This window comes from Ruegeria sp. BG5 (assembly GCF_056538425.1).
The window spans coordinates 89037-112502 of sequence record NZ_JBQFTC010000008.1 but is presented as its reverse complement, the minus strand read 5'-3'; the positions used below and the strand labels follow the sequence as shown (position 1 = coordinate 112502).

Annotated in this window: 26 protein-coding genes; 13 read left to right on the top strand and 13 right to left on the bottom strand. The window is 60.2% G+C overall.

Features of this window, described 5'->3' with window-relative positions; genetic code table 11:
* Positions 1–141: 141 nt before the first annotated feature.
* Both ACR0KX_RS19225 and ACR0KX_RS19220 read left to right on the top strand, forming a co-directional pair.
* Entirely contained in the window at positions 142–960 is an 819-nt protein-coding gene (locus tag ACR0KX_RS19225; protein WP_170455924.1) for a sulfotransferase family protein, read from the top strand.
* A 129-nt stretch (positions 961–1089) separates the two neighbouring features.
* Entirely contained in the window at positions 1090–1446 is a 357-nt protein-coding gene (locus tag ACR0KX_RS19220) for an immunity protein Imm33 domain-containing protein (RefSeq protein WP_170455922.1), read from the top strand.
* Between the two features lie 96 nt (positions 1447–1542).
* Here ACR0KX_RS19220 and ilvD read toward each other — a convergent pair whose 3' ends face one another.
* Positions 1543–3375, bottom strand: a complete 1833-nt coding sequence (ilvD, locus tag ACR0KX_RS19215; protein WP_170455920.1) for a dihydroxy-acid dehydratase — start codon at positions 3373–3375, stop codon at positions 1543–1545.
* A 107-nt stretch (positions 3376–3482) separates the two neighbouring features.
* On the opposite strand from ilvD, the gene ACR0KX_RS19210 reads away from it, so the two are divergent.
* From ACR0KX_RS19210 to ACR0KX_RS19195, 4 genes are all read left to right on the top strand, one after another.
* Positions 3483–4046 (top strand): XRE family transcriptional regulator, encoded by a 564-nt coding sequence (locus tag ACR0KX_RS19210; protein ID WP_170455918.1) that lies wholly within the window; start codon positions 3483–3485, stop codon positions 4044–4046.
* 4 nt (positions 4047–4050) lie between these two features.
* On the top strand, positions 4051–4323 hold the full coding sequence (locus ACR0KX_RS19205) for a CBU_0592 family membrane protein (protein WP_170524174.1): 273 nt from the start codon (positions 4051–4053) through the stop codon (positions 4321–4323).
* A 70-nt stretch (positions 4324–4393) separates the two neighbouring features.
* Positions 4394–5248: a 3-mercaptopyruvate sulfurtransferase gene (sseA, locus tag ACR0KX_RS19200; RefSeq protein WP_170624793.1), complete on the top strand. Its 855-nt coding sequence runs from the start codon at positions 4394–4396 to the stop codon at positions 5246–5248.
* Positions 5248–6432, top strand: coding sequence for an amino acid aminotransferase (locus tag ACR0KX_RS19195; protein WP_170624792.1), 1185 nt, complete (start codon positions 5248–5250; stop codon positions 6430–6432). Before sseA ends, ACR0KX_RS19195 begins: the two co-directional genes overlap by 1 nt.
* Before the next feature lie 68 nt (positions 6433–6500).
* On the opposite strand, the gene ACR0KX_RS19190 is transcribed toward ACR0KX_RS19195, so the two are convergent.
* Both ACR0KX_RS19190 and ACR0KX_RS19185 read right to left on the bottom strand, forming a co-directional pair.
* Positions 6501–7811 carry an ammonium transporter gene (locus ACR0KX_RS19190; RefSeq protein ID WP_170524184.1) on the bottom strand — a complete coding sequence of 437 codons (1311 nt, stop codon included), beginning with the start codon at positions 7809–7811 and terminating at the stop codon, positions 6501–6503.
* Between the two features lie 34 nt (positions 7812–7845).
* Complete coding sequence (locus ACR0KX_RS19185) at positions 7846–8184, bottom strand: P-II family nitrogen regulator (RefSeq protein WP_170624791.1); 339 nt, start codon at positions 8182–8184, stop codon at positions 7846–7848.
* A gap of 259 nt (positions 8185–8443) precedes the next feature.
* Here ACR0KX_RS19185 and ACR0KX_RS19180 point away from each other — a divergent pair, with 259 nt between their 5' ends.
* Entirely contained in the window at positions 8444–10630 is a 2187-nt protein-coding gene (locus ACR0KX_RS19180) for a PBP1A family penicillin-binding protein (RefSeq protein ID WP_170624790.1), read from the top strand.
* A 55-nt stretch (positions 10631–10685) separates the two neighbouring features.
* On the opposite strand, the gene leuB is transcribed toward ACR0KX_RS19180, so the two are convergent.
* Positions 10686–11789 carry a 3-isopropylmalate dehydrogenase gene (gene leuB / locus ACR0KX_RS19175; RefSeq protein WP_170624789.1) on the bottom strand — a complete coding sequence of 368 codons (1104 nt, stop codon included), beginning with the start codon at positions 11787–11789 and terminating at the stop codon, positions 10686–10688.
* 91 nt (positions 11790–11880) lie between these two features.
* Here leuB and ACR0KX_RS19170 point away from each other — a divergent pair, with 91 nt between their 5' ends.
* Positions 11881–12408, top strand: a complete 528-nt coding sequence (locus ACR0KX_RS19170; RefSeq protein ID WP_170624788.1) for a redoxin domain-containing protein — start codon at positions 11881–11883, stop codon at positions 12406–12408.
* On the opposite strand, the gene ACR0KX_RS19165 is transcribed toward ACR0KX_RS19170, so the two are convergent.
* Positions 12405–13298 carry a LysR family transcriptional regulator gene (locus ACR0KX_RS19165; protein WP_170624787.1) on the bottom strand — a complete coding sequence of 298 codons (894 nt, stop codon included), beginning with the start codon at positions 13296–13298 and terminating at the stop codon, positions 12405–12407. The genes ACR0KX_RS19170 and ACR0KX_RS19165 overlap by 4 nt on opposite strands.
* Positions 13299–13381: 83 nt before the next feature.
* Here ACR0KX_RS19165 and ACR0KX_RS19160 point away from each other — a divergent pair, with 83 nt between their 5' ends.
* Entirely contained in the window at positions 13382–14296 is a 915-nt protein-coding gene (locus ACR0KX_RS19160; protein ID WP_170624786.1) for a Rossmann-fold NAD(P)-binding domain-containing protein, read from the top strand.
* Here ACR0KX_RS19160 and ACR0KX_RS19155 read toward each other — a convergent pair.
* The 6 genes from ACR0KX_RS19155 to ACR0KX_RS19130 form a co-directional block, all read right to left on the bottom strand.
* Entirely contained in the window at positions 14260–15288 is a 1029-nt protein-coding gene (locus ACR0KX_RS19155) for an endonuclease/exonuclease/phosphatase family protein (protein WP_170624785.1), read from the bottom strand. The two genes, ACR0KX_RS19160 and ACR0KX_RS19155, sit on opposite strands and share 37 nt — an antisense overlap.
* Positions 15285–16115: a hypothetical protein gene (locus tag ACR0KX_RS19150; RefSeq protein WP_170455896.1), complete on the bottom strand. Its 831-nt coding sequence runs from the start codon at positions 16113–16115 to the stop codon at positions 15285–15287. The genes ACR0KX_RS19155 and ACR0KX_RS19150 overlap by 4 nt, the downstream gene beginning before the upstream one ends.
* Positions 16116–16447: 332 nt before the next feature.
* Positions 16448–17053 carry a 3-isopropylmalate dehydratase small subunit gene (gene leuD, locus ACR0KX_RS19145; RefSeq protein WP_170624784.1) on the bottom strand — a complete coding sequence of 202 codons (606 nt, stop codon included), beginning with the start codon at positions 17051–17053 and terminating at the stop codon, positions 16448–16450.
* A 43-nt stretch (positions 17054–17096) separates the two neighbouring features.
* Positions 17097–17639, bottom strand: coding sequence for a DUF308 domain-containing protein (locus ACR0KX_RS19140; RefSeq protein ID WP_170624783.1), 543 nt, complete (start codon positions 17637–17639; stop codon positions 17097–17099).
* A gap of 37 nt (positions 17640–17676) precedes the next feature.
* Positions 17677–19080 carry a 3-isopropylmalate dehydratase large subunit gene (gene leuC / locus ACR0KX_RS19135; protein WP_170624782.1) on the bottom strand — a complete coding sequence of 468 codons (1404 nt, stop codon included), beginning with the start codon at positions 19078–19080 and terminating at the stop codon, positions 17677–17679.
* 54 nt (positions 19081–19134) lie between these two features.
* Positions 19135–19233 carry an isopropylmalate isomerase gene (locus tag ACR0KX_RS19130; protein ID WP_170455888.1) on the bottom strand — a complete coding sequence of 33 codons (99 nt, stop codon included), beginning with the start codon at positions 19231–19233 and terminating at the stop codon, positions 19135–19137.
* 232 nt (positions 19234–19465) lie between these two features.
* On the opposite strand from ACR0KX_RS19130, the gene rsfS reads away from it, so the two are divergent.
* Genes rsfS through ACR0KX_RS19115 form a run of 3 tightly spaced genes read left to right on the top strand, consistent with a single transcriptional unit; the run spans position 19466 to position 20827 of the window.
* Positions 19466–19825, top strand: a complete 360-nt coding sequence (gene rsfS / locus ACR0KX_RS19125; protein WP_058276550.1) for a ribosome silencing factor — start codon at positions 19466–19468, stop codon at positions 19823–19825.
* Between the two features lie 44 nt (positions 19826–19869).
* The gene (gene rlmH / locus ACR0KX_RS19120) at positions 19870–20340 is read left to right on the top strand and encodes a 23S rRNA (pseudouridine(1915)-N(3))-methyltransferase RlmH (protein WP_170624781.1); all 471 of its coding nucleotides are present in this window, start codon (positions 19870–19872) and stop codon (positions 20338–20340) included.
* A 1-nt stretch (position 20341) separates the two neighbouring features.
* Complete coding sequence (locus ACR0KX_RS19115) at positions 20342–20827, top strand: NAD(P)H-dependent oxidoreductase (RefSeq protein WP_170624780.1); 486 nt, start codon at positions 20342–20344, stop codon at positions 20825–20827.
* Between the two features lie 3 nt (positions 20828–20830).
* On the opposite strand, the gene ACR0KX_RS19110 is transcribed toward ACR0KX_RS19115, so the two are convergent.
* Entirely contained in the window at positions 20831–21178 is a 348-nt protein-coding gene (locus ACR0KX_RS19110) for a hypothetical protein (protein WP_170624779.1), read from the bottom strand.
* 35 nt (positions 21179–21213) lie between these two features.
* On the bottom strand, positions 21214–21924 hold the full coding sequence (locus ACR0KX_RS19105; protein ID WP_170624778.1) for a DUF599 domain-containing protein: 711 nt from the start codon (positions 21922–21924) through the stop codon (positions 21214–21216).
* 82 nt (positions 21925–22006) lie between these two features.
* On the opposite strand from ACR0KX_RS19105, the gene ACR0KX_RS19100 reads away from it, so the two are divergent.
* Positions 22007–23446, top strand: a complete 1440-nt coding sequence (locus ACR0KX_RS19100) for an FAD-linked oxidase C-terminal domain-containing protein (protein ID WP_170624777.1) — start codon at positions 22007–22009, stop codon at positions 23444–23446.
* Positions 23447–23466: the final 20 nt, after the last annotated feature.

The window sequence follows — 23466 nt, the reverse complement described above, 5'->3', positions numbered from 1 at the left end:
TTGGTGTCGCGATTTCCGTTTTTGCCCGATTGCACCTGTGATACTGAGGATGAGCGATTGAATAAACAGAGTATTTTTGGTTTTTTGATTTCAAAAGCTGGCCTATCAACCTGATACCCGACCAGCATAGGAGGCACGCAGATGGGGTTTCCCGGCACCTGGATGACCGAGAGCGAAAGCATGGTTTACCGTGTGGTGCCGAAATGCGCGTGCTCGACCATTGGTCAGATCATGTATTACTCGGATCACGGGCAGTTCTTTGATGGCGATATCCACGACGCCAAGGACGGGATGCACAAATGGGCCTTCGATCAAAGCCAGGGTATGATCGCGGAAAATGTGCGCAATCACGGGTCGTATTCCTTTACCTGTGTGCGCAATCCGTACACCCGGATTCTGAGTTCCTTTTTCGACAAGATTTGCGGCATCCAGCGCAATGGCAAGAGGTATCGGGGCAATCTGGTGCCGACGCTGGTGTATAATTACGGGATCGAAGTGGGCGGAGATGATGGCAAGGGTGAGTTCGACCAGATCGCCAGCTTCCGCCGGTTCCTGCTGTTTGCCCGCGATACGATCCGCTGGCGGCGCCCGATGGATCCGGATATTCACTGGTCCGCCATGTCGGGGCATGTGTCGACCTTCATCGTGAATGGCGGGCGGTATGATCGCATCTTTTGGACCGAAAAGTTCAACGATGGGATGCAGGGCGTGCTGGACAGTCTTGAGACCCCACACGCCATTGATCTGTCCGCAATCCCCCGTTTCAACGAATCCGAAGGCCACGGCCCCAAACGCGCGCATCCGGTCGAGGACTATTTCGACGATCTATCGATGCATCTGGTCTATGAAATCTACAAACAGGATTTCGAGCTGTTCAAATACGATTTCGAAAACCCGGCCAACAAGATGCCCGTGGGTGAGATCGATCTGGACGAAGTGCACGCCAAGCTGGGTGATTGAGCGGCGATAGGTATCCCCGGCAGCGATACATCTGCCCGGAACATGGTTTGCAGATGAGCGTCTGCTTCTAGTCCAAAGTTGCTTCAAATTTGAAAGTGGATAGTGTCGCGGGACAATGGGAAAGCAATTTTGAAGCAGAGTATTCGACAATCGCAAAAACAAGTCTGTGCGGACCTTGAACTCAAAACTTGCGAAGCCTTCGATGGGGACAAAGTAGGTGTTTCACAATCTGCACTAGAGGGGCTGATGCCACTTAACGGGCTTCGTCATCCGCCGACATCAGGTGTAAGTGGTTGGTATCTTTGGGGTGGAGTAGAGCTTTCAGATGCTGCTGATTTCTTTAAACCGATGCATCTAGCTCACCTTGAAACCCGATGCGAACTCAGTCTTAAGTTTCTGATTCTTCCACCCGGTTGGCGCTTCCTCACTGACGGAACTTACGAGGATGTCTGGTTCGATCCGGCCTTGCTTGAAATCGAAGACTGAAAGCCTCCTGAGACTCGAACGTTAGCTTAATCCCACAAATGAACAAAAACGGCCCACCGGACAGGTAGACCGTTTTTTAGTTGAGCGGTTTCCAACTCAAACCTGACGCACCGCCCCTTTGGCGGCGCTGGTGGTCAGCTTGGCATAGGCTTTCAGCGCGGTAGAGACCTTGCGCTTGCGCGGCTCTGCCGGTTCCCAGCCCTTTTCGTCCTGCTCTGCGCGACGTGTGGCCAGTTCCTCATCCGACACCGCCAGATGGATCGAGCGTTTGGGGATGTCGATCTCGATCCTGTCACCCTGACGCACCAGACCGATCACGCCGCCTTCGGCGGCCTCGGGTGAGACATGGCCGATGGACAAGCCCGACGTGCCGCCCGAGAAACGGCCATCGGTCAGCAGCGCGCAGGCTTTGCCCAGACCTTTGGATTTCAGATACGAGGTCGGATACAGCATTTCCTGCATGCCCGGCCCGCCACGCGGACCTTCGTAGCGGATGACGACCACGTCGCCCTCTTTCACCTTGCCGGTCAGGATGTCACTGACCGCCTGATCCTGGCTTTCGCAGACATAAGCCGAGCCGGTGAAGGTCAGGCTGCTGGCATCCACACCTGCTGTTTTCACGATACAGCCGTCCCGGGCGATGTTGCCGAACAGCACCGCAAGGCCTCCGTCCTGAGAAAACGCGTGCTCCTTGGACCGGATCACACCGCCTTCGCGGTCGGTATCCAACTCCTTGTACCGGTTCGACTGGCTGAACGCCTGTGTGGTGCGCACACCGCCGGGGGCAGCTTTGAACAACTCCTGCGCGGCGGGGTTGTTGGCGATCTTGATGTCCCAATTGGCAATCGCCTCGCCCATGGTTGGCGTGTGCACCGTGCTGCAATGTTCGTGGAACAACCCGGCGCGGCTAAGCTCGCCAAGGATCGAGAAGATGCCACCGGCGCGGTGGACGTCCTCCATATGCACGTTCTCGGTGTTGGGCGCGACCTTACACAGGCAGGGGACATTGCGGCTGAGGCGGTCCATGTCGGACATGGTGAAATCGACGCCGCCTTCGTGGGCGATGGCCAGCAGGTGCAGAACCGTGTTGGTTGACCCGCCCATAGCGATATCCAGGCTCATAGCGTTCTCAAATGCATCGAAGGTTGCGATTTCGCGCGGCAGGAAGCCTTTTTCGTCCAGCTCATAATGCCGCTTGGTGATCTCGACGATGCGCCGACCAGCCTCAAGGAACAGGTTCTTGCGGTCTGCATGGGTGGCGAGGGTCGAGCCGTTGCCCGGCAGCGCCAGACCCAGCGCCTCGGCCAGACAGTTCATCGAGTTTGCAGTGAACATGCCCGAACAAGAACCGCAGGTGGGGCAGGCGTTTTCTTCGATATGCTGGACCTGCTCATCGGTAAAGCGGTCGTCAGCGGCGGCGACCATGGCATCCACAAGGTCGATCTTCTTGGCGTCGAGATCGGCGATGTCGATCTTGCCCGCCTCCATCGGCCCGCCCGAGACGAAAATGGCCGGGATGTTCAGGCGCATCGCGGCCATCAGCATGCCAGGGGTGATCTTGTCGCAGTTCGAGATGCAGACCATCGCATCGGCACAGTGGGCATTGACCATATATTCAACGCTGTCGGCGATCACCTCGCGTGAGGGCAGCGAATACAGCATACCGTCATGGCCCATGGCGATGCCGTCATCCACGGCGATGGTGTTGAATTCCTTGGCGACGCCGCCTGCGGCCTCAACCTCGCGCGCGACCATCTGGCCCAGATCCTTCAGGTGGACGTGGCCTGGCACAAATTGCGTGAACGAGTTGACGATGGCGATGATCGGCTTGCCGAAATCGTCATCCTGCATGCCGGTGGCGCGCCACAGGCCACGGGCGCCGGCCATGTTGCGGCCATGGGTGGAGGTTCTGGATCGGTACATTGGCATGATGCTGTTTCCCTATTGCCTCGGGTTGCATTGCGTCGAGATTGTGCGTTATAGCGCACGTATCACATGTGCGCTATAACGCACAAGGGGATTCGAAAGACAGCGATATGGCACCGGACGACATTACTCTGAAACTACGGGATGTGCGCGCGGCCTCGGGGCTGAGCCTGTCGAAAGTGGCTGAAATGACCGGTGTCAGCAAAGCCATGCTGGGCCAGATCGAACGGGGCGAATCCAGCCCGACCATTGCGACCCTGTGGAAGATCGCCAAGGGGTTCCAACTTCCGCTGAGCGCGTTGATCGGGTCGTCCGTTCTGCGCGATCCGGCCAATGCGGGCGTGTTCCAGACCGTCACCTTCCCCGGCAGTATCGAGGTCAAGATCGTATTTCCTTTCGACCCGGCGCTGGGCGCGGAAACCTTTCACGTCCAGCTTGCCCCCAACCAAAGCCACGAGTCCCCCCCCCACGCCGCCGGCGTCACCGAAGAGGTCTTTGTCCTCAGCGGAGATCTGGAGATTCTGCGCGATGGGGAATGGCTGCCCTTGCAGACCGGGCAGGGCCTGCGCTTTGCCGCCGATCTGGCGCATGGATACCGGGCCGGTGCCCAAGGGGCAGCTTTTCTGAATATGCACCACTATTCGCAACAGCCTGACCATCTGAACGGAACCTGACCGCATGACTGCATTGCTGGAAACCCTGACCATCGTGGACGCCATCGGGTCGTTCGGGGCGCTGATCGTGGTGGCGGCCTATTTTGCAACGCAGATGCGGATGATGAATTCGGACGATCTGGCCTTTCCGGTCGTGAACCTGTTGGGCTCGGTGCTGATCGTCTATTCGCTGGTGCATAATTTCAACCTTGCCTCGATGCTGATCGAAGGGTTCTGGATTCTGATCAGTCTGATCGGGATTATTCAGCATTTTCGCCTGCGCCGGGCGTCAGAATAGGCCTATCCAGCCTTGAACCCCTATCCTGCCGGGTATAGGGAAAATTCAAGCTCGCTGAGGAGAGGCTTTGATGCAGGACGATCCGAAAACCCTGGTATCTACCGAATGGCTGGCCGCACATATCAAGAACCCGGATCTGCGGATTCTGGACGGGTCGTGGTATCTGCCTGCGCAGAACCGTGACGCCAGGGCCGAATATGAGGCGGGCCACATTCCCGGCGCGCGCTTCTTCGACATTGACGAGATTTCCGACCACCGTTCGGACCTGCCGCATATGGCGCCACCGGTGGAAAAGTTCATGTCGCGCCTGCGGGCCATGGGCGTGGGTGACGGCCATCAAGTGGTGGTCTATGACGGCGCGGGGCTTTTCTCGGCGGCGCGGGTCTGGTGGCTGTTCCGCCTGATGGGGCAAGAGAACGTGGCCGTGTTGGATGGCGGTCTGCCCAAGTGGCAGGCCGAAGAGCGCGAGATCGAGGATCTGCCCCCCGTTATTCGCGACCGCCACATGACCGTGCGGGTGCAGAACCAGATGGTGCGCGATGTTACGCAGGTCTCTGCTGCTGCCAAGCTGGCCGATCACCAGATCATCGATGCCCGTTCCGCCGCCCGTTTCGCCGGAACCGAGGCCGAGCCGCGCCAAGGCTTGCGCTCGGGCCATATTCCGGGGTCGCGCAACGTGCCCTTTGGCGACCTGCTGAATGGGGACGGCACGATGAAATCGCCCGACGATTGCCGTGCCGTGTTCGAGGCCGCAGGCGTGGACCTGTCGAAACCTGCGATCACCAGTTGCGGGTCTGGCGTGACCGCCGCAATCCTCAGCCTTGCGCTCGAGCGCATGGGCAAGAAAGACCACTCGCTTTATGACGGCTCCTGGGCGGAATGGGGTGCCTTCCCGACCCTGCCCGTCGCAACCGGAGAGACCTGATGTTCGAGAACCTCAAACCGCAGCCCGCCGACAAGATTCTGGCGCTGATGCAAATGTACCGCGAAGACCCGCGCGATCAGAAGATCGACCTGGGCGTGGGCGTCTACAAGAATGCCGAGGGCGTAACCCCGGTGATGCGTGCGGTCAAAGCCGCTGAACAGCGCATCTGGCAAGAGCAGGAGAGCAAGGCCTATACTGGTCTGGCCGGTGATCCGGCCTATTCGGATGCGATGATCGGCCTGATCCTTGGCAATGCAGTTCCGCGCGGCAATATCGCCGCCGTGGCGACCCCCGGCGGCACCGGCGCGTGTCGGCAGGCGTTTGAAATGATCCGTATGGCCAACCCCTCGGCCCGTGTATTTGTGTCGAACCCGACATGGCCCAACCACCTGTCGATCCTGAACTATCTGGGGATGGAGACGGTCCAGTACCGCTATTTCGACGGCGAAACGCGCGGCGTTGATTTCGAAGGCATGATCGAGGATCTGAAAACCGCCACCGCAGGCGATGTGGTTCTGCTGCATGGTTGTTGCCACAACCCGACCGGTGCGAACCTGAACATGGTGCAATGGCAAGAGGTCGTGAACCTGATCAACGAGCGTGGCCTCGTGGCGATGATCGACATTGCCTATCAGGGTTTTGGCGACGGGCTTGAAGAAGACGCACAGGCAACCCGCCTGGTGGCCTCGTCCGTCAAGCGCTGTCTGATCGCGGCGTCCTGTTCGAAGAATTTCGGCGTTTATCGCGAGCGTACCGGCCTGCTGATGGCAATCAGCGATGATCCGGCGCAGACGGCGTTGAATCAAGCCACTTTGGCTTTCCTGAACCGTCAGAACTACTCCTTCCCGCCCGATCACGGTGCCCGGGTTGTGACCACGATCCTGAACGACGACGCCCTGCGCGCCGATTGGGCCGCCGAATTGGAAGAGGTACGCCTGTCCATGCTGGGCCTGCGTCAGCAACTGGCCGACGAATTGCAACGCCTGACGGGATCGGACCGCTTTGGCTTTGTCGCCCAGCACCGCGGCATGTTCTCGCGTCTTGGGGCTGCTCCGGAACTGGTCGAGAAACTGCGCGCCGATCACGGCATCTACATGGTCGGCGACAGCCGCCTGAACATCGCCGGTCTGAACGCAACGACAGTGCCGATCCTGGCGCAGGCGATTGTTGACGTTGGGGTTTAGTCCAAACAACATTCCAAAAAGAAACCCGGGCACGAGCGCCCGGGTTTTTTTGTTGAGCAGATTGCAGCTTAGCCCTTCGAGAACTCCGGGTAGGCTTCCATACCAAGTTCTGCCATGTCCAGACCGTTGATCTCGTCTTCTTCGCTGACGCGGATGCCGACAGTTGCTTTCAGAACCATCCACAGGATCAGCGCGGCGACGAAGGTGAAGACACCGTAGGCAACGATACCTGTCAGCTGGGTGATCAGGTTGGCCTCGCCGTAGAAGATCACGGCGATGGTGCCCCAGATGCCTGCGAACAGGTGGACCGGGATGGCACCGACCACGTCGTCGATCTTGAACTTGTCCAGCATCGGAACCGCGAAGACCACGATGATACCGCCCACGGCACCGATCCACAGCGCGCCGAACAGGGTCGGGGCCAGAGGTTCAGCAGTGATCGACACCAGACCAGCCAGTGCGCCGTTCAGCACCATGGTCAGGTCGGGCTTTTTATACAGGACCTGGGTCATGATCAGGGCGGCAACTGCACCTGACGCGGCGGCCATGTTGGTGTTGGCGAAGATGCGCGACACGTCGGATACGTCACCCACGGTGCCCATCGCCAGTTGCGAGCCGCCGTTGAAGCCGAACCAGCCCAGCCACAGGATGAACGTCCCCAAAGTTGCCAGCGCCAGGTTCGAACCGGGCATGGGGTGAACCTTGCCGTCCTTGTACTTGCCGATACGCGGGCCAAGGATCAGACAGCCAGCCAGAGCGGCCCAGCCCCCGACCGAGTGCACGACGGTCGAACCGGCGAAGTCGGAAAAGCCCATGGCGTCCAGCCAGCCGCCGCCCCATTTCCACGACCCCGAAATCGGATACAGGATGCCGGTCAGCACGATGACGAAGATCAGGAAGGGCCACAGCTTGATCCGCTCGGCCACGGCGCCCGACACGATGGACGCGGTCGCAGCCACAAAGACCAGCTGAAAGAAGAAGTCCGAGCCGATCGAGGCATAGTCCAGGGCGGCTTCGGCAGGGTCAACACCCACCGCATCAAGCACCGTCGGACCGCCAAGGGCGAAGAACCCGTTGAAGTCGCCCGGATACATCGTGTTGAAGCCGACCAGCCAGTACATGATCGCGGCGCAGGAAAACAGCGCCACGTTCTTGATCATCTGCATGGCCACATTCTTGGACCGCACCAGACCACCTTCCAGCATGGCAAAACCTGCCGCCATGAAGAAGACCAGAAAGCCCGCCATCAGGAACAGCAGGGTGGTAAAGATATACTGGGTGTGCAGCGCGGCCTCGCCTTCTGCGGCCTCTTGCGCCAAACCCATCTGCGGCAGCACGACCAGCGCAGCAGCAGGGATGAGAGATTTCATCAGGTTCATGTGTTTTCCTCGGGTTGAGTGTGAGTGTCGGCGCTTACAGCGCCTCTTCGTTGGTTTCCCCGGTCCGCACGCGCAGCGCCTGCTCGACATCGAGGACGAAAATCTTGCCGTCACCGATCTTGCCGGTCTTGGCGGTTGTGGTGATGGTCTCAATGATCTGGTCGGCCATCGTGGCGGGCACCACGATCTCGAGCTTGATCTTGGGCACGAAGTTCACGGCGTATTCGGCGCCGCGATAGATTTCAGTGTGACCGGATTGCGAGCCGAAGCCCTTAATTTCGGTCACCATCATGCCGCGCACGCCAGCCTGGGTCAGTGCCTCGCGCACCTCCTCGAGCTTGAACGGCTTGATTGTCGCAATGATCAGTTTCACGTCTTTCCCCTCTGCTTCTCCGGTCTGACCGGCTTGTTTGCACCTGCAGAAAAAGAGCGTGACCCGAGGCGGTAAGAAACGGTTTTGGGGCGTAATTCGGTTCAAAAATGACGCAAAGTTGCACAATTTTTGCACAAAACCTGCCGTGCGTCTAAATTTTAGGCGGATATGGGAGGGGAAATTCCGGTAAATCGGACCTCAACATAGGCAGGCCACCGGGGTATGGTGGGCCAAAAGTATAACCGGGCAGAGTTTGAGCATGACTGAGTCCAAGCGCCGCAAACCGACATTGGTCGCGGATAATCGGTACCCGTCGAAGGGGCGCAAACCTTCGGCGACCAAGCGGGCTGCGAAACCGGCGGGCAAGAAATCGACCGCCCGCAAGACAACCACGCGCAAGACCGCCCGCAAGAAGACACGCAAACGCTCGGGCGGCAATGGCGGTGGGATTTTTCGCCGTCTTTTCCGTTGGATCTGGCGTCTGATCTGGGGTGTGACCTGGCGCGTCGGGGCCGTGGTGGCGATGCTGATCGCGCTGGCGGTGGGGGTCGTTTACACCTCGCTGCCCGATGTGGATGCCTTGCTGGACGGGCGCGCGCGGGGGTCTGTGACGCTGTTGGATCGCGACGGCAAGGTGTTTGCCTGGCGCGGCGATCAGTTTGGTGGAGTGATTACAGCAGATACCGTCTCACCCCATCTTAAGAACGCGGTGATCGCCACCGAGGATAAGCGATTCTATCGCCATTTCGGCGTCAGCCCGCGCGGCGTTGCCAGCGCCGTGCGTATCAACCTGAGCGAGGGGCGCGGGCCGCTGTCTGGCCACGGCGGCTCGACCATCACCCAGCAGACCGCCAAGCTGCTGTGTCTTGGTGTTCCCTACGATCCCAGCGAGTGGGAGTCCGAGGCCGCTTATGAGTCGGATTGCCGTCAGGGCTCGCTGTGGCGCAAGGGGAAAGAAGCCATTTATGCGATGGCGATGGAGGTCAAGTACTCCAAGGACGAAATCCTGACGATCTATCTGAACCGGGCCTTCCTGGGTGCAGGTGCGCGCGGATTCGAGGCTGCAAGCCAGCGCTATTTCGGCAAATCCGCGGCCGAGGTCTCGCCGGCCGAAGCGGCGATGCTGGCGGGTCTTCTGGTTGCCCCGACACGCTATGCGCCCACCAACAGCCTGCAACGATCGCAGGATCGCGCGCGGCTTGTGGTCGGGTTGATGGAGGATCAGGGTTATCTGTCCGGCGCGCAGGCCAGCGAAGCGCGCAGCCGTCCTGCGGAACTGTCCGAGGCCGCAGCAGCAAGGGCTGGTGGCTATTTCGCCGATTGGGTCATGGCCAGCGGGCCTGAGTTTTTCACGCGCAATACCACCGAGGATGTGGTGATCCGTACGACTCTGGACCAGCGTATTCAGAGATCGGCAGAAGAGGCGCTGCAATTCATCTTTCAGGAGAAGGTTCGGGAAGGGTCCAAGGCACAGGCGGCGATTGTGGTGATGTCCGCTGATGGGGCCGTGCGCGCGATGGTCGGCGGGCGCAAGACCCGCGTGTCGGGCGCGTTCAATCGCGCGACGCAGGCGCTGCGCCAAACCGGATCGTCCTTCAAGCCATTCGTCTATGCCACAGCATTGGAGCTGGGCTATTCGCCCTATGACATTGTGGTCGATGAACCCTATTGCGTCGACATTCCGGGGTCGGGCAACTGGTGCCCCAAGAACTATACGAACAAGTTTTATGGCCGCGTGACGCTGGCCGATGCCCTGAAGAACTCGCTGAACATTCCCGCTGTGAAAGTGGCCGAAGTGGCCGGGCTGGACAATGTGCGCACCGTGGCCAGCGGCTTCGGGATTGCCAGCGATCTGGCGCAGGGACCGGCGCTGGCGCTGGGCGCATCCGAAAGCACACTGATCGAGATGACCGGGGCCTATGCGGGTATCCTGAACGGTGGGTCATCTGTGGAACCATATGGTCTGACCGAGTTGAAGCTGCTGGGCGATGACACGCCGGTCATGGTGACGACCACCGGGATCGGTGAGCGGGTGATCAATGACAACGCGGCCAAACAACTGACCTGGATGATGGAGCGTGTGGTCTCCGAAGGCACCGGTGGCCGGGCGCAATTGCCCGGATGGCAGGTCGCGGGTAAGACCGGGACGACTCAGGCCGCGCGGGATGCGTGGTTCATTGGCTTCACGGCGGATTACGTGGCGGGGGTTTGGATGGGCTATGACGACAACACGCCGCTGTCCGGTGTCACAGGCGGCGGGTTGCCTGCCGAGATCTGGAAAGAAACCATGCTGCGCGTGACCGAGGGGATGACGCCAACACCTTTGCCCATGATCGTGCCGGAACCACCGGTTCAGGTCGCGCAACCGCAACCCCGACGCCGCCAAGGTGGCGGCTTTGAACGGGCTATCAATAACCTGATCCGGGATATCTTCGGCGGGAACTAATACGAAAAAAGGCGGCGCACTGGGCACCGCCTTTTTTCAATTCTATTGGGGCAGCTTACAGGCTGGCATCCAGCGCCGCGATGATCGCCGCACCCATTTCCGTGGTCGAAACCGGGGTCACGCCCTCATCCGCCAGCAGATCGCCGGTGCGAACGCCATCGGCCAGAACTTTTTCGATCGCCGTTTCCAGACGGGTGGCTTCATCGCCCTGATCAAAGCTGTAGCGCAGCGCCATCGCGAAGCTGAGGATACAGGCAATCGGGTTGGCCTTGCCTTCACCCGCGATATCGGGGGCCGAACCATGCACGGGCTCGTACATCGCCTTGGGGCGGCCATTGGCCATCGGAGCGCCCAGGGACGCCGAGGGCAACATCCCCAGCGAGCCGGTCAACATCGCGGCACAATCCGACAGGATGTCGCCGAACAGGTTGTCGGTCAGGATCACGTCGAACTGCTTGGGCGCGCGCACCAGCTGCATCGCGCCATTGTCGGCATACATATGGGACAGCTCGACCTCGGGGTAATCGGCGGCGACGCGGGTTACAACCTCACGCCACAGAATGCCCGATTCCATCACGTTGGCCTTCTCCATCGAGCACAGCTTTTTGTTCCGGCGCATCGCCAGTTCAAAAGCCGAACGCGCGGCGCGTTCGATCTCGGATTCGGTGTAGCGCTGGGTATTGATGCCGACGCGCTCGTTGCCTTCCTCGAAGATGCCGCGCGGTTCGCCGAAATAGACGCCCGAGGTCAGCTCGCGCACGATCATGATGTCTAGGCCAGCGACGATGTCTTTCTTCAGCGACGAGAAATCGGCCAGCGCGTCAAAGCACTGGGCCGGGCGCAGGTTCGAATACAGGTCCATTTCCTTGCGCAGGCGCAGCAAGCCGCGTTCAGGCTTCAGGCTGAAATCCAGATCGTCGTATTTCGGACCGCCCACTGCGCCCAGCAGAACCGCGTCCACCTCTTGTGCTTTGGCCATGGTTTCGTCCGACAGGGGTTTGCCGTGGGCATCATAGGCCGCACCGCCGACCAGATCCTCGCTCACGTCAAAGTGAAGGCCGCGCTTGTCGCCGAACCAGGCGATGATCTTGCGCACTTCGGCCATAACTTCCGGGCCAATTCCGTCTCCGGGCAGGATGAGGAGCGAGGGGTTGGACATCGACAGTCTCCTTGCGTTTCGTCGCAAAGGCCCTAGCGTCTGCGCCGCATCGGGTCAATGAGACGATCCGGCAGAATCACGAGGAAAACACATGTTGATACCGGGAAATCCTGTCCCAGGCCTGAAAATCGAAACCGTAGGCCATGGAAGTTTTGATCTGGATGCCGACAAGGGCGAAAACGGCACGCTGGTGATTCAGTATCGCGGCCTGCATTGCCCGATCTGCATCCGCCAGATGACCGAGGTCGAAGCCGCGCTGGACGATTTCGCCGCGCTGGGGCTTGAGGTGATCATGCTGAGCACGGACACCGCCGAGCGTGCTGCGGAAACAGTGGAAAAGGCGGGCACAACCCGGCTGCGTGTCGGCCATAGCCTGCCGCTGTCCGTGGCGCGGGAAGACTGGGGCCTATACCTGTCCAAAGGCCGTGAAGGCACCGCCGAGGCCGCGTTCTTTGCAGAGCCGGGACATTTCTATATCGCCCCCGACCGGACGCTGTATTTTGCCTGGCAGCAATCGACCCCGTTTGGCCGCCCCTCGGTCGCCGACATGCAGGGTGGTATCAAATACGCGCTGGACAATGGCTACCCGCCGCGCGGCACCTATACCGGCCCGCTTTAAAGGCTGGCTTTCAGCCCTTCGGCCAGCAAGTCCCAGACCCTGCGAATGCGCGGGGTCTGGCGCATCGCTTGCGGCGCGGCCAGCCAGACCGGCAGGATCGGAATCTCGACATCCAGCGGCAGAACCTCGACCAGTGGATCTTCTTCGGCGACCTGAACCTGACTGAAGCCGATACCGCACCCGGCGCGGATCAGCTCCCAATAGGCGCTTTGCAGATCGCAACGGGTGGCAAAGCTGTCCTTGCTGGCGGGCCATCCCTTTTCCTGCATCTTTCGGATGATGTCTTCGTTTGCATCGAACCCGACCAGATCGTGATGGAACAGATCCTCGGGCGTTTTGGGGCGTCCGACGCGGTTCAGGTAAGTTGTGGCCGCGCAGAAACACAGCGGGACATCACCAAGGTAGCGCGACACGATATCCATCTGTTCGGGACGATACATGCGCACGGCGATATCGGCCTCGCGATAGAGCAGGTTTTCAGTTGCGTCCGTTGCGACCAGTTCCAGTTGAATGGCCGGTTCCTGCTGCCGGATATGCGCCAATATGGGCGGCAACAGGTGGTGAGAGGCAAAGACGGACGCGGTGATCCGCGCCGTGCCTTCCAGCTCTTGCGACTGGCCTGCCGCCGTCATGCTGAACGCGTTCATCGCCTGATGCATCTGCTGCGCCATGGGCAGCAGCTGGTTGCCCACATCGCTGAGTTTCAGCCCCCGTGCGTGCCGGTCAAACAGCGACACGCCAAGTTCCTCCTCCAGCGCATGAATCTGCCGGCCCAGCGTCGGCTGGCTGCGGTCCAGTTGCCGCGCGGCGGCGGACAGAGACCCGGTTTCGGCCACCGCCAGAAAGCTTTGGATCAGCGACCAATCGGCATGGGTAAGCGCTTTGTCCATTCAGATATGAATACATGATCTGCGTTTGCCGGCAATTCCTTGAATCCTGCGAATGGCTAGATTGATCCCGACAGGAGGACGCTATGCAACAAATCGCACTTATTTTGGGGGCCAGTGGCCGGTTTGGTCGCAATGCCGACCGGGCGTTTCGCAAAGCCGGTTGGACCGTTCGGGTTTTCGACCGCAAGACCGACAGGCTGGAGCAGGCGGCGCGTGGTGCGGACGTGATCGTCAACGCCTGGAATCCGCCTTATACCCAGTGGGCCCGTCTGGTGCCGGGCCTGCACCGGCGGGTGATTGAAGTGGCTGAACGCACCGGCGCAACGGTCATCGTGCCGGGCAATGTATATGTATTCGGGGCGGATACTCCCGGCCCGTGGTCTACGGACAGTCCGCATTTGGCCCGGAACCCTTTGGGTCGTATCCGGGTCGATATGGAGGACGCCTATCGCCGTTCAAGCGCGCGGGTGATCAACCTGCGGGCCGGGGATTTCATCGACACGTGTGCGTCGGGGAACTGGTTTGATCAGGTGATGATCAAGGGTCTGTCGAAAGGGCGGCTGGTCTATCCGGGCAATCCCGACATTTCCCACGCATGGGCGTACCTGCCTGACCTTGCAGCGACGGCCGTCACGTTGGCCGAGATGCGGCAAGACTTGCCTCGGTTCTGCGATCTGCCATTTGCCGGATATACGCTGACCGGGCGCGAGATTGCGCAGTCTCTGTCGCGGGTGACGGGGGGTGATGTGGCGCTCAAACGGATGCAATGGTGGCCCCTGCAGCTTGCCTGTCCTTTCTGGCGCATGGCCCCGCATCTGCTTGAGATGCGATATTTGTGGGATGTGCCGCACCGGCTGGACGATACGGCCTTGACCACGTTGATCGGCCCGGTGCCGCATACCGATCTGGATCAGGCGATGCGTACAGCGATACCATCAGAGCAGACCGCGACTGCGGTGCCTCATGGCATCGAGACATCCACCCAGACCAGCCGATGACGGCTGGCCCGTTCGGCGCTGTCCCTTTTCGCATCACCCGGCGCGGGCCAGAAGACACCGGCATCAACAACCTTCAGATCGGCTGAGGGCAGAACGTAATCCACCCGCAACTCCCCCACCGCCTTCCAATGGACCGTGGCCCTGTCGCCCGCGAGGGATTTCGGCTGCGGATCCTGCAGGCGCGGGTCCGAGAGAAGGTTGGCGATGGTCTCTCTGCGCCCATCGCTGTGATTGGGATCCAGATTGGCATCCCCAGCGATCACAAACGGATCGGTCGGGGCTGGGCCAATGCCACCATCCATCAGCACCGACCAGAGCCGGATCTCATCCCGGTTGCGCAGGCCGTTGCGATCCTCGGGGCCGTCGAACACGGGCGGGGTTGCGTGAAAGGTCATCAGGTTCAGACGGCCCGAGGGGGTGTTGATCGGCACGACCCAATGGCCGGTCGACGACAGGCGCTGCGCCGCTTGTGCCTGCTCGGACGGGTACGGTGCACCCTCGGCCACGGGCAACTCGGCCCCCGGTAGATCGCGCCACAGAAGGTCCGAGAAATTCCGCACCTCGGACATCGCAATCTCATAACGCGACAACACCGCCAGCCCGCCATGCCCGGTAAACAAGCCCCATCCCTGCGAGTCTCCCGGACCTTGCGTGCGGCCATCCCCATCCAGATCAAGCCCGCTGTCCTGCCCGGTATTGGGCTGCGCGGTAAACTGATAGGGGTAATCCAGCCCGGCCTCTCTGAGGCTTTCTGCCAGAGCCGTCAGGGCCATCGCGTTCATGTCCCAGTCGATGCCTTGCAGCGCCACGATGTCGGGCCCCGTGGCCACAAGCACATCGATGACCGCAAGCACCTGCGCCTCGTCGCGCTGAATGTCGCGCAGCAGCAGGCCGGGGCCTTTCCGGCTGAGCTCGGTGTTGAAGCTGGCAATGCGCACCACATCTGCCTGCGCCGCGACGGGCAGCAACAGCAGGATCAGGGCGCGGATCATGCGGCCTGAGTTGTCTCGGATGTTGAGTAAGCGCGGCGCTTTTCCACGATCAGCCCGGCGATACGCAGGGTCGCCATGCCACGCATGATCATGCTGGCGGGCAGGAAGGCCCAGGCGCTCATGGTCCAGATCAGGGTCTGCGGGTTGTTCAGCGAAATCGGCGTCACGAAATTGGTCAACAGCTTGATCACGGCCGGGATCAGGAACGGCAGCAGGATACCGATGCAGATGTTCAGACGACCGTCACGCTGCAGGCGGCTGACCACGTCACCGCCTTTGGTGGGGTCGAACAGCGGCAGGTTGGTCCAGACGTTGAAGGCCCCGTTGCCAGTGGGCCAGCCGCGCAGTTTCACCGCATAGGCAAAGCTGGCAATCGTGACCAGAGCGGCGACATAGGCGACACTCGCTGTGATCCGCACCAGTTCAACCAGCGGCGCGCTGGCGTCGGCAGGCAACATCAGAACGATCAGCCGGACGGGTGAGTACGGGAAGTCCACCACATTGGCGACGGCCAGACCCATAGAATACGAGAATGTGGTCAGATCGGTTGGTGCATAGCCATTCTTGCAGACCAAAGTCAGGAACGTGACCATCGACATCAGGCCGACAAAACGCAGCCGATTCACCGGCGGGGCGTCGCGGAATTCGATAAAGCTGGGAAAGGCAGAGTTGTATTCGGCAAAGGTCAGGATGAACGCGAGGATCGCGAGGAAGACCACTATCTCGGTCCCGTTCGTCGATGATACAGGCAGGTACAACGCGGGTGTCAGCACCAGAAGTGCAACCAATATTCCACGTATCGCCGCCCCAGTTGTGCGCGCAATCACTATCCGAACCCTTTTTCAAACTGGATCAGCCGATCTTTGCCGACTTGATTTCCAACTTGTGCCCGCCCGTTTCTTAATTCTGACGGATGCCTCTTTCCGTCACCATGGACGATAAGCGACATTTCGCTCAAGTCAGGGTGCAGATAACATGTGATTTCGGGCAAAATGATGGCGCAACTGGTGCGGGATTGCATCATTTTGGACGCAAATCCGACGTGTATCTCAATTTGATACCTAGATGTTGTGGTTTGGGAAAAATCAACCCCAAGAATGCGAACGGGGCCGCGTGCGCGACCCCGTTAGGTTGAGTGTCAACAGATTCGTCCCCAGAATCACACCCAGGGGCGCGCCTGACCTGCATGTTCTTCGAATTTGTCGATGTGGTGGTCTTTCTCCATCGTCAGGCCGATATCGTCCAAACCGTTCAGCAGGCAGTGCTTGCGGTGCGGGTCGATGTCAAACTCGATGACAACACCGTCCGAGGTGGTGATCTGCTGATCTTCCAGATGCACGGTCATGCGGGCGTTCTCGCCCTTGTGCGCGTCTTCCATCAGAATCGCGTGGTGTTCTTCTTCGACCACGATGGGCAGGATGCCGTTCTTGAAGCAGTTGTTGAAGAAGATGTCGGCAAAGCTGGTCGAGATCACGACCTTGATGCCGAAATCCTTGATCGCCCAGGGCGCGTGTTCGCGGGACGAGCCGCAGCCGAAATTGTCACCCGCGACCAGAATCTCGGTCTGGCGATAGGCGGGTTTGTTCAGAACGAAATCCTCGTTCTCGCCGCCATGGTCGTGATAGCGCATCTCGTCAAACAGCACGACGCCCAGGCCGGACCGTTTGATGGTTTTCAGGTGCACCTTCGGAATGATCATATCGGTATCGATATTGATCAAAGGCATTGGGGCGGCCACCCCGTGGACTTTATCAAACTTTTCCATGTTCACACTCCGTGCGGGAGAGGGCCGCGCCCATGTCCCGCGGTTAAGCTTGTTTCGTTTCGTTGGGTGCGTTTTTGACAAAGAACGCCATGAAGACCAATCCGAACCCGTTGAACAGCATCTCGATGCCCAGCAGGATGCCCAGCAAGCTCAGCAGAGCTGCGGGTTCCGATGCCGCGTAAGACCAGATGATACCGGCCAGCACGATGGACAAGATGCCCGAGATCAGCGTGGGCCAGAAGAACTGCGTTCCGCGCATCTGGAACGACAGGATGACCCGCGCGATGCCGCCTGCCATGAACAGGATCAGCATCACGGTCGCCAGCGTCAGCGTGCCTTGCAGCGGGTGATCCAGAAAGGACCAGCCCAGAAACAGCATCACCGCACCCATGATGAGTGACAGGATCTTGTTGCCGGTGCCTTCAACCGTGAAGCCGCCGACAACCTGCAATCCGCCTGCAATCAGCAGCAACACGCCGGTCACGACCGTTACGGCAACAGACGCCACCACCGGCGCACCCAGCACAAAGATGCCGAACGCGATGGACAGCAGTCCAAGCAAGAGCCATTTGATCCAGTCACTCATGTCTTCAATCCCTCAAATATCTAGATATGAGGAGACCTTACATCAATTCACGGACGTCTGTCAGCCGTCCTGTGATTGCCGCTGCGGCAGCCATCGCCGGGCTCAGCAGGTGGGTGCGTCCACCACGTCCCTGACGGCCTTCGAAGTTGCGGTTCGAGGTCGCGGCACAGCGCTCGCCCGGTTGCAACTGATCGGGGTTCATCGCCAGACACATCGAACATCCCGCCAGACGCCATTCGAACCCGGCCTCTTTGAAGATGTCAGCCAGACCTTCTTCCTCGGCCTGCGCACGGACTAGGCCCGAGCCGGGCACGACCATGGCGCGCATACCGTCCTTGATCTTTTTGCCCTTCAGAATCTCAGCCGCGGCGCGCAGGTCTTCGATGCGGCCGTTGGTGCAGGATCCGATAAAGACGGTGTCAATCTCGACATCGCTCAGCTTCTGACCGGCTTCCAGACCCATGTATTCGATGGATCGACGGGCCGCGTCGACCTTGCCGCCTTCGAAATCCTCGGGATGAGGAACCGATGCGGTGATCGGCAGCACATCCTCGGGGCTGGTGCCCCAGGTGACGACGGGCGCGATATCTTCGCCGCGCAGGGTGATGACTTTGTCGAAATGCGCGCCTTCGTCGGTGAAAAGGGTTTTCCACCAGTCCATCGCGGCTTCCCATTGCGCGCCTTTTGGCGCGTGCGGCCGGCCTTTGACGTATTCAAAGGTGGTTTGGTCCGGCGCAATCAGGCCAGCGCGGGCGCCGCCTTCGATCGCCATGTTGCAGACGGTCATGCGGCCTTCCATCGACAGATCACGGATCGCTTCGCCGCAATATTCGATGACATAGCCGGTGCCGCCAGCAGTGCCGGTCTCGCCGATCACGGCCAGAGTGATATCCTTGGCGGTCACGCCCGGCTGCAATTTACCGGTGATTTCCACCTTCATGTTCTTGGATTTCTTCTGGATCAGGGTCTGCGTGGCCAGAACGTGCTCGACCTCGGAGGTGCCGATGCCGTGCGCCAGCGCGCCAAACGCGCCGTGGGTGGCGGTGTGGCTGTCGCCGCAAACGACGGTCATGCCGGGCAGGGTCCAGCCCTGTTCCGGGCCGACGATGTGGACGATCCCCTGACGGACGTCATTCACCGGGTAATAGTGAATGCCGAAATCCTTGGCGTTCTTATCCAGCGCCTCGACCTGAATACGCGATTCGGGGTTTTCGATCCCGTTCACGCGGTCCGGTGTGGTCGGAACGTTGTGATCCGGCACGGCGATGGTCTTTTCCGGCGCGCGTACCTTGCGGCCCGCCATGCGCAGGCCCTCGAACGCCTGCGGGCTGGTCACTTCGTGCACCAGATGGCGGTCGATATACAGCAAACAGGTGCCATCATCGGCTTCGTGCGCGACATGGGCATCCCAGATCTTGTCATAGAGTGTTTTGGGGGACATCTGTCCTCTCCCGTATCTTAAATGAGAATTGGCTGGCGAGTTGGCTCAGGCCGCTTATAGGCGGGCCAGAACCGTGCGGGCAGCCCCAAAGAACCGTTCACGCAGGCGCGCACGGTCTTGCAGGTCGATATTCGGGGCCGTATGAGGTCTCATAAGCGGTCAGATATAGATACTGGCTGAGTCTATCAAGGTCCCTTGCACCCCCGCAGATGCCGTTCAGGCACAATGCTGTGCTTGTTCCGGGGCCTTCATTGAAATGTCACGGGGTGCTTGTTACCTTATAAGTATCCCTGCGCCGGGGATATGTCGGCGCGCAGCAAAGGAGGACTATGTCCTGTCTCTACATACCCAGGCGGGTTTGCCCGCCGATGATGGGGCCAGTGTAATGGCCCACTCTCAGTCAATCAGCGACAAGCTGCTTGAGCGTATCCTTTCCTCACTTTCCGATGACAAGGCCGAAGATGTTGTGCAAATCAACCTGCAGGGCAAGTCTTCTGTTGCGGATCACATGGTGATTGCCTCGGGTCGGTCGACCCGGCAGGTTTCGGCCATGGCAGAAAAGCTGACGGATCGCATCAAGCAGGAATTCGGTTTCACCTCGAAGGTCGAAGGCAAGGATGCCGGCGACTGGGTGCTGATCGATACGGGCGACGTGATCGTCCATATCTTCCGCCCCGAAGTGCGTGAATTCTATCAGCTGGAAAAGATGTGGCTGCCTCAGGGCGGCAGCGCCTCGGCGAACTGAGGCGTCATCCCGGCCCGTATTGAGGGGCCGGAGGCGAGAGAGATATGCGTATCAGCATAGTTGCGGTCGGGCGATTGCGTGCCGGACCGGAGAAATCCCTGCTTGATGATTATCTGACGCGTTTCGACCGGACCGGCCGTGGCTTGGGCCTTGGTCCTGCGCGGGTGATAGAGGTTGAAGACAAGAAAAACGCAGGCATGGGGGCCGAGGCCGCGCTGCTGCGCAAGGCCCTGCCCAAAGGCGCGGTGATCTGCACGCTGGATGAGCGGGGGCGGGTGATGACTTCGCCTGATTTTTCCAAGAAACTGGGCGGCTGGCGGGATGCCGGACGGCAGGATCTGGCGCTGATCATCGGCGGGGCGGACGGGATCGACCCCAGCCTGCGGGCCGAGGCGGATTTTTCCATCTCATTCGGGTCGATGGTCTGGCCCCATATGCTGGTCCGTGTGATGCTGGCCGAGCAACTGTATCGGGCCGCAACCATCCTGTCGGGCGGCCCTTATCACCGGGTCTGACATGGCGCAGCTTCTGATCGTTTACCATTCGCGCACCGGCGGAGCCCGGCAGATGGCCGAAGCGGCGGCTGCGGCGGGGCGAGAAGAGGCAGACGTTGTTCTGAAATTCGCCGATCAGGCCGGGCCGGAGGATTTGCTCTCCGCCGATGGCTATATCTTCTGCGCGCCCGAGAATTTGGCGGCGATTTCGGGTCTGATGAAGGAATTCTTCGACCGAAGCTATTATTCGGTGCTGGGCCGGATCGAGGGCCGCCCCTATTCCCAGATGATCTGCGCCGGGTCGGACGGAGAGAACGCCGCCCGTCAAACTGCCCGCATCGCCACCGGCTGGCGGTTGAAAGAGGTTCAGCCGCCGCTGATCATCTGCACCCATGCGCAGACGCCCGAGGCAATTCTGGCCGAGAAGACAATCCCCGACGAACAGCTTGAGAAATGCCGCGAGATCGGCGCGGCGATGGCAGCCGGTCTGAGCCTCGGGGTGTTCTGAGCGTCAGTTCAGATCGATGACCGTAGTGTCTTCAGCCCAGCCGCCAACATTGTCGCGGGCCTGAATCTGCACCTGCGCGGTGCCTTCGGGAATGGCGACGCCACCAAGTGACCGGGTAAAGGGCTGTTCATCCACATGCGGATGATGCAGCACGCGCATCCCCAGCTCGTTTCCGTCCATGTCCAGCACACGCCAGCCATCTGCGTAATCGTCCCAGCCGGTATCGGGGTGCCGGATGGTGACGTCAAACCGCCATGTATCGCCGCTTTGGCGAGCCGAGACCACTTCGATTGTCGGAGGATCGGCCAGGACGGGCGTTGCAAACAGGGCGGTGAGAATCAGATAACGCATGGGCAGACCATAATTTGTTAAGCGCAGTATTGCGATCACGTCTTGGTGTCAGGCGGCAAGTTCAAGAGAACCGAGCGGGAGTGCGAGGCGAACTCACGGCGGTACAGAACGCCAACCGTGATGGCCGCGCCAAGAATCAGCGTGATAGGCCCAAGGAACCACGCCAGCGAGGCCAGTGCGAAATAGGTGGCCCGCAGCGCGCGGTTGAAGCTGCGGGCGGCGGTCACGCAAATCTCGGCCGACTGGGCCGCGCGGGGGTAGGCCTGTGCGTCCTCTGGGTCGTTCGGAACAGCAGCCATCAGCACCGCGCAATAGCCAAACAGACGGTGCGCCCAAACGTATTTCAGAAAGGCATTGGCCAGAAACAGGATGACGACCAGTATCTTGATCTCCCACACCAGCGCAGGCGCGCTGCCGATGGCCAAATCGCTGGCGACACCGGCCAGTTGTTCGGTATTGCCCAGCAGCGCAAGCCCGCCGCCAATGGCGATCATCGTGGTCGAGGCGAAGAACGTACTGCCCTGCCGCATCGCAGCCACGACCTGCGCGTCGAACATGCGCGGTTGCCGGGTGACCATCTCGCGCATCCAGTCCCGGCGGAAGTCGTCCATCATCATGGAAACGGATCGCCTGTTGGGCGAAGGATGCTCGATCTTCCAGCCGATCCCCTGCCAGGCCCCGATCAGCAACAGGATGGCAACATAGTCCATCGTAGAAAACAGAAGCGCGCGATCAATCCAGGTCATGGGCGCGACAGTAGGCACAGATCATTGAACTTGCCAGATCGATAAATTGGTAATATTATTTTACCAAATTGGAGGATCAGCAATGGACATGCCCCAGCCAAATTCCGATGTGCTTGCGCGCAAGCAAAGCGTTCTGGCGCGTTTGCTGCAGGTTTTGCCCGAGGATGCGGTGATTCACGACCCGGCGGAAACACGCGCTTATGAATGTGATGCGCTGACTGCCTATCGCTGCCCGCCGATGCTGGCGGTGTTGCCGTCAACCACGCAAGAGGTCTCGGACGTTTTGCGCATCTGCCATGATGAGGGCGTGCCGGTGGTCCCGCGCGGGTCCGGCACATCGCTGGCGGGCGGGGCCTTGCCCACAGCGGATTGCGTGATCCTGGGCGTCGCGCGCATGAATGAGGTGCTGGAGACGGATTACGACAACCGCTTCATCCGCGTTCAGACCGGCCGCACCAATCTGAGCGTGACCGGCGCGGTCGAGGAAGAGGATTTCTTCTATGCGCCCGATCCGTCCTCGCAACTGGCTTGCGCGATTGCGGGGAATATCGCGATGAACTCGGGCGGGGCGCATTGTCTGAAATACGGTGTGACCACCAATAACCTGCTAGGCGTCAAGATGGTGATGATGGATGGCAGCGTCGTCGAGATCGGCGGCGCGCATCTGGATTCCGGTGGGCTGGACCTGTTGGGTGTGATCTGCGGCTCCGAAGGGCAGTTGGGCGTCGTGACCGAGGCAACGCTGCGCATTCTGCGCAAGCCCGAAGGCGCGCGGCCTGTGCTGATGGGATTCGATGACAATGAGGTGGCCGGGCAATGCGTTTCGGACATTATCAAGTCGGGCATCCTGCCGGTGGCGATCGAGTTCATGGATACGCTGTGCATCAAGGCCTGCGAGAACTTTGCCCATGCGGGTTATCCCGATTGCACGGCTTTGCTGATAGTCGAAGTCGAGGGGTCCGAGGCCGAGATCGACTATCAGCTTTCGAAGATCATCGAGATTGCCAAGCGTCACAACCCGGTCGAATTGCGCGAGAGCCAGTCGGCGGAAGAAAGCGCCAAGATTTGGCTGGGGCGGAAGTCGGCCTTTGGGGCGATGGGGCAGATGAATGACTATATGTGCCTGGACGGGACGATCCCCGTGTCGTCCTTACCCGAGGTGTTGCGCCGGATCGGTGAGTTGAGCGAGGAATATGGCCTGCCCGTAGGCAATGTCTTCCATGCGGGCGATGGCAACATGCACCCCTTGATCCTGTTCGATGCCAACAAGCCCGGTGATCTTGAGAAATGCGAGGCGTTTGGCGCGGATATCCTGAAGCTGTGCGTCGATGTCGGCGGGTGCCTGACCGGAGAGCATGGGGTGGGAATCGAAAAGCGGGATCTGATGTCGCATCAATACACGCCCGCCGATCTTGAGGCGCAGATGGCGGTAAAGGATGTGTTCGACCCACGATGGCTGCTGAATCCGGCCAAGGTGTTTCCATTGGATGCGTCGCAAGGGCGGCGGATGGCAGCGGAATAGGGGGCTCTGCCCCCGTCGCG

What these genes read in the sequence shown, in the direction of transcription:
- ACR0KX_RS19225 (WP_170455924.1), top strand. Translation starts at nt 142, where the DNA reads ATGGGGTTTCCCGGCACCTGGATGACCGAGAGCGAAAGCATGGTTTAC.
- ilvD (WP_170455920.1), bottom strand. Translation starts at nt 3,375, where the DNA reads ATGCCAATGTACCGATCCAGAACCTCCACCCATGGCCGCAACATGGCC.
- ACR0KX_RS19210 (WP_170455918.1), top strand. Translation starts at nt 3,483, where the DNA reads ATGGCACCGGACGACATTACTCTGAAACTACGGGATGTGCGCGCGGCC.
- ACR0KX_RS19205 (WP_170524174.1), top strand. Translation starts at nt 4,051, where the DNA reads ATGACTGCATTGCTGGAAACCCTGACCATCGTGGACGCCATCGGGTCG.
- sseA (WP_170624793.1), top strand. Translation starts at nt 4,394, where the DNA reads ATGCAGGACGATCCGAAAACCCTGGTATCTACCGAATGGCTGGCCGCA.
- ACR0KX_RS19195 (WP_170624792.1), top strand. Translation starts at nt 5,248, where the DNA reads ATGTTCGAGAACCTCAAACCGCAGCCCGCCGACAAGATTCTGGCGCTG.
- ACR0KX_RS19190 (WP_170524184.1), bottom strand. Translation starts at nt 7,811, where the DNA reads ATGAACCTGATGAAATCTCTCATCCCTGCTGCTGCGCTGGTCGTGCTG.
- ACR0KX_RS19180 (WP_170624790.1), top strand. Translation starts at nt 8,444, where the DNA reads ATGACTGAGTCCAAGCGCCGCAAACCGACATTGGTCGCGGATAATCGG.
- leuB (WP_170624789.1), bottom strand. Translation starts at nt 11,789, where the DNA reads ATGTCCAACCCCTCGCTCCTCATCCTGCCCGGAGACGGAATTGGCCCG.
- ACR0KX_RS19170 (WP_170624788.1), top strand. Translation starts at nt 11,881, where the DNA reads ATGTTGATACCGGGAAATCCTGTCCCAGGCCTGAAAATCGAAACCGTA.
- ACR0KX_RS19165 (WP_170624787.1), bottom strand. Translation starts at nt 13,298, where the DNA reads ATGGACAAAGCGCTTACCCATGCCGATTGGTCGCTGATCCAAAGCTTT.
- ACR0KX_RS19160 (WP_170624786.1), top strand. Translation starts at nt 13,382, where the DNA reads ATGCAACAAATCGCACTTATTTTGGGGGCCAGTGGCCGGTTTGGTCGC.
- ACR0KX_RS19155 (WP_170624785.1), bottom strand. Translation starts at nt 15,288, where the DNA reads ATGATCCGCGCCCTGATCCTGCTGTTGCTGCCCGTCGCGGCGCAGGCA.
- leuD (WP_170624784.1), bottom strand. Translation starts at nt 17,053, where the DNA reads ATGGAAAAGTTTGATAAAGTCCACGGGGTGGCCGCCCCAATGCCTTTG.
- ACR0KX_RS19140 (WP_170624783.1), bottom strand. Translation starts at nt 17,639, where the DNA reads ATGAGTGACTGGATCAAATGGCTCTTGCTTGGACTGCTGTCCATCGCG.
- leuC (WP_170624782.1), bottom strand. Translation starts at nt 19,080, where the DNA reads ATGTCCCCCAAAACACTCTATGACAAGATCTGGGATGCCCATGTCGCG.
- ACR0KX_RS19130 (WP_170455888.1), bottom strand. Translation starts at nt 19,233, where the DNA reads ATGAGACCTCATACGGCCCCGAATATCGACCTGCAAGACCGTGCGCGC.
- rsfS (WP_058276550.1), top strand. Translation starts at nt 19,466, where the DNA reads ATGGCCCACTCTCAGTCAATCAGCGACAAGCTGCTTGAGCGTATCCTT.
- rlmH (WP_170624781.1), top strand. Translation starts at nt 19,870, where the DNA reads ATGCGTATCAGCATAGTTGCGGTCGGGCGATTGCGTGCCGGACCGGAG.
- ACR0KX_RS19115 (WP_170624780.1), top strand. Translation starts at nt 20,342, where the DNA reads ATGGCGCAGCTTCTGATCGTTTACCATTCGCGCACCGGCGGAGCCCGG.
- ACR0KX_RS19110 (WP_170624779.1), bottom strand. Translation starts at nt 21,178, where the DNA reads ATGCGTTATCTGATTCTCACCGCCCTGTTTGCAACGCCCGTCCTGGCC.
- ACR0KX_RS19105 (WP_170624778.1), bottom strand. Translation starts at nt 21,924, where the DNA reads ATGACCTGGATTGATCGCGCGCTTCTGTTTTCTACGATGGACTATGTT.
- ACR0KX_RS19100 (WP_170624777.1), top strand. Translation starts at nt 22,007, where the DNA reads ATGGACATGCCCCAGCCAAATTCCGATGTGCTTGCGCGCAAGCAAAGC.